This is a genomic window from Nocardia sp. NPDC004722, assembly GCF_053601505.1.
In genome coordinates this window covers 1-3,091 of the sequence record NZ_JBSGBY010000213.1, presented here as the reverse complement: position 1 = coordinate 3,091, position 3,091 = coordinate 1, and the positions used below count along the sequence as shown (strand labels likewise).

General features: G+C 66.8%; 4 protein-coding genes. 3 read left to right on the top strand and 1 reads right to left on the bottom strand.

Going from position 1 to position 3,091, the window contains the following annotated elements; all coding sequences use genetic code 11:
• Positions 1–157: 157 nt before the first annotated feature.
• Entirely contained in the window at positions 158–628 is a 471-nt protein-coding gene (locus tag ACWELQ_RS21395; protein WP_452398806.1) for a VOC family protein, read from the bottom strand.
• Between the two features lie 56 nt (positions 629–684).
• Between ACWELQ_RS21395 and ACWELQ_RS21390 the strand changes: the two genes are divergently transcribed.
• From ACWELQ_RS21390 to ACWELQ_RS21380, 3 genes are all read left to right on the top strand, one after another.
• Entirely contained in the window at positions 685–1,548 is an 864-nt protein-coding gene (locus tag ACWELQ_RS21390; protein WP_452398805.1) for an AraC family transcriptional regulator, read from the top strand.
• A gap of 106 nt (positions 1,549–1,654) precedes the next feature.
• Entirely contained in the window at positions 1,655–2,071 is a 417-nt protein-coding gene (locus ACWELQ_RS21385; protein ID WP_452398804.1) for a DoxX family protein, read from the top strand.
• Between the two features lie 476 nt (positions 2,072–2,547).
• Positions 2,548–3,000 carry a universal stress protein gene (locus tag ACWELQ_RS21380; protein WP_452398803.1) on the top strand — a complete coding sequence of 151 codons (453 nt, stop codon included), beginning with the start codon at positions 2,548–2,550 and terminating at the stop codon, positions 2,998–3,000.
• Positions 3,001–3,091: the final 91 nt, after the last annotated feature.

Sequence of the window (3,091 nt, the reverse complement as noted above, 5' to 3'; positions counted from 1 at the left end):
CACACCCCACGTCCCCCGGGCTTTTTTTGCGCCGCCACCCCCCCCCCCCGCTTTGTACCCCCCCCAACCCCACGCCGGAATGACGGGGCGAGGACGACGCCCGACGAGGCGGGGTATGCGCGCGCCGTTCGGTCGGCAGGGCAGAGCGGTGGATTGCTCAGCCCTGCTGGGCCATCCATTCGTTGACTCGGCGTTCGGCTTCTTCCCTGGAGACGTCTTCCACGCGGGTCATGACGATCCAGCGGTGGCCGAAGGGGTCCATGACTCGGCCGTAGCGGTCGCCGGTGAGGAAGGTGGCGGGGTCGGAGACGAAGCGGGCGCCGTGGGCGGTGGCGCGTGCGGAGACGGCGTCCACGTCGGGGCAGTAGTGGACGACGCTGGTGTGGACCCAGTCGTCGGCGGGGGCGCGCAGGCCCTCCTCGGGGATGGGCATGCCGACCTGGATGGTGGAGTCGCCGATCAGGAGTTCGGCGTGGGCGGCCTGGCCGTCGGGACCGTCGTTGCGGCTCAACAGTTTCGCGCCGAAGACGGCGGTGTAGAAGTCGATGGCCGCGTTGGCGTCGGGGACGGCCAGGAAGCAGGTGATGGAGTGGTAGCCATCGGGGATGGGATTCACGGTGTCGCTCATGGGATGCACTCTGCTCGCCGCCGCGGCGATTGTCTTGGAAGAAAGCGACAGGTGCGATGAACAGCGGAAACCATGAGCAGGGCGGGTTTTCGCCACGTCCGGTGCCGCCGCCGGAGACCGCGAAGGGGATTCTGCGACCGCGGCAGCAGAACGCGGCCAACAACCACAACCGCCTCGCGGCGGGGGAGCGGGTTTCGCGCTACGTCGAGTGGTACTGGGCGGTGCGCTGGGATCGGCGCGGACTGCCGCCGTTCCACGCGGAGGTGCTGCCCTATCCGTGCGTGAATCTCACCTTCGAACGCACCCACGAGCGCGTCGGCGCTTTCGTGACGGGCGTGTGGACCACCAAGTACGTGCGTGAATTGGCCGGGGAGGGCGAGACATTCGGGGTGAAGTTCCGGGCAGGCGGCTTCGGCGCGTTCACGGGTCTCGACGTCGGGGCGTTCAGCGACACCTCGGTCCCGGCGGCCGAGATCTTCCCCGGCGTGGACGCCCTGGGTGAGGCCGTGCTCGCCGCCACGGATGCGCCGCGCCGCCGCGACCTGATCGAGGACTTCCTGGTCGCGGCCCAGGGCGGGGCCGGTGACGACACCGCCTACCGTCAGGTCCTGGAGATCATCGACGCCATGGAACATGATCCCGATCTGACCCGGGTCGACCAGGTCACCGACCGTTTCGACATTCCGATCCGCACGTTGCAGCGGCTGTTTCGCCGGTATGTCGGCGGCAGCCCCAAATGGGTGCTGCGCCGCTACCGCCTCCAGGACGGCGCGCAACTGCTGGCCGACGGCCGCACCTCGGATCTCGCGGCACTGGCCGTCGAGCTCGGCTACTTCGATCAGGCGCACTTCTCCAACGAGTTCGCCAAGGAGATCGGCATGCCGCCGCTGGAGTACGCCCGGATCTCGCTATCGTCCTGAAAGGGCCGCAGTCCTGAAATATCCGCTGGTCCGGGAATTTCCACGCCTACGATGAAGTTGGTTGCCGTATCACCCAATGGCTGATCGATCATCGAAGGAGCAAGCCATGGACGTGCTGGTATTGATCGGACGAATCCTGTTCGCATTCCTGTTCCTCGGCTCGGGCTTCGGGCACATCGCCCAGCGCAAGAGCATGGCGGAGTACGCCAAGTTCAAGGGCGTACCGCTGCCGGAGGTGTCGGTGGTGGCCTCGGGCGTGCTGCTGCTGGCCGGCGGCCTGAGTGTGCTGCTGGGCGTCTGGGCCGACCTGGGCGCACTGCTGCTCATCCTGTTCCTGGTGCCGACCGCCTTCCTGATGCACGCCTTCTGGAAGGAGACCGACCCGCAGGCCAAGCAGATGGAGATGGTGTCGTTCAACAAGGACATCGCGCTGGCGGGCGCGGCGCTCATGCTGTTCGCGTTCTTCGCCTACACCGGCACCGATCTCGGATTGACGCTCACCGGACCGCTTTTCAGCCTCTGATCCGATCACGGCGCTATAGTATTGCGCGTCATTGATCGGCCGGTAGGGAAGAGGATCGCATGCGTTTGGTGGATACAGCCGTCCTCACCGCGATTCTCGGCTGGTTGTGGGCCGAATTTCGCGAGCTGTGAAGCAAGGCGAAGTCACTGATTCGCGGGCCGTTCGTTGTGAGTTCTCACAGCGAGCGGCCCGCGGTCGGTTCCGGTGAAATCGGCTTTGTGACGAATCTCCCAGCGCGGCAACGGTGTTGGCATTGTGTGGGCCGCGTCGCGGTGGTCGGGGGAATTGGCTGGTAGTCGATGCCCTGTTCGGGCCGGATGCGCAATGTGCGATGTCCGGGCCGCGCCACGGGAGTGTGATGTGTTGCGATATCGAATATTTCCGCCTGTTATGCCGCTATTGTCAGGCGAAGTTGCCGCGGCGGTAACCCCACCGTTGTGGACGTCGCGGCCCCGACCCTTGTACTTGGAGGAGAAATGACCGCCTACCGGACGATCGTCGTCGGTACCGATGGCTCGGACTCGTCGTACGTCGCCGTCGAGCGGGCCGCGGCTCTGGCCGGCGACGAGGGCGCCACGCTGTACATCGCCTGCGCGTATTTCCCGACCGACGACCGCGATGTGGCCGCGGCCGCCGACGTGCTGAAGGAAGAGGCCTACCAGGTGCGCGGTTCCGCGCCGACCAGCGAGATCCTGCGCGTGGCACGCGACAAGGCGATCGCCGTCGGCGCGGTGAACGTGGTCGAGAAGGCCGTCGTCGGCGAGCCCGTGGAGTCGCTGCTGGACCTGCTCAAGGAGGTGGACGCCGACCTGCTCGTGGTCGGTAACCGCGGCCTCAACACCCTCGCGGGTCGCCTGCTCGGTTCCGTACCGTCGGACGTGGCCCGCAAGTCCCGCACCGACGTGCTGATCGTGCACACCGTGCGCTGAGTGGGGCTTCGCCCCACACCCGGGAGAATACGGGGGCAAGGCCCCCGGACCCCCATCACTACGAAGCGGCCGAGCCCAATCGGGCTCGGCC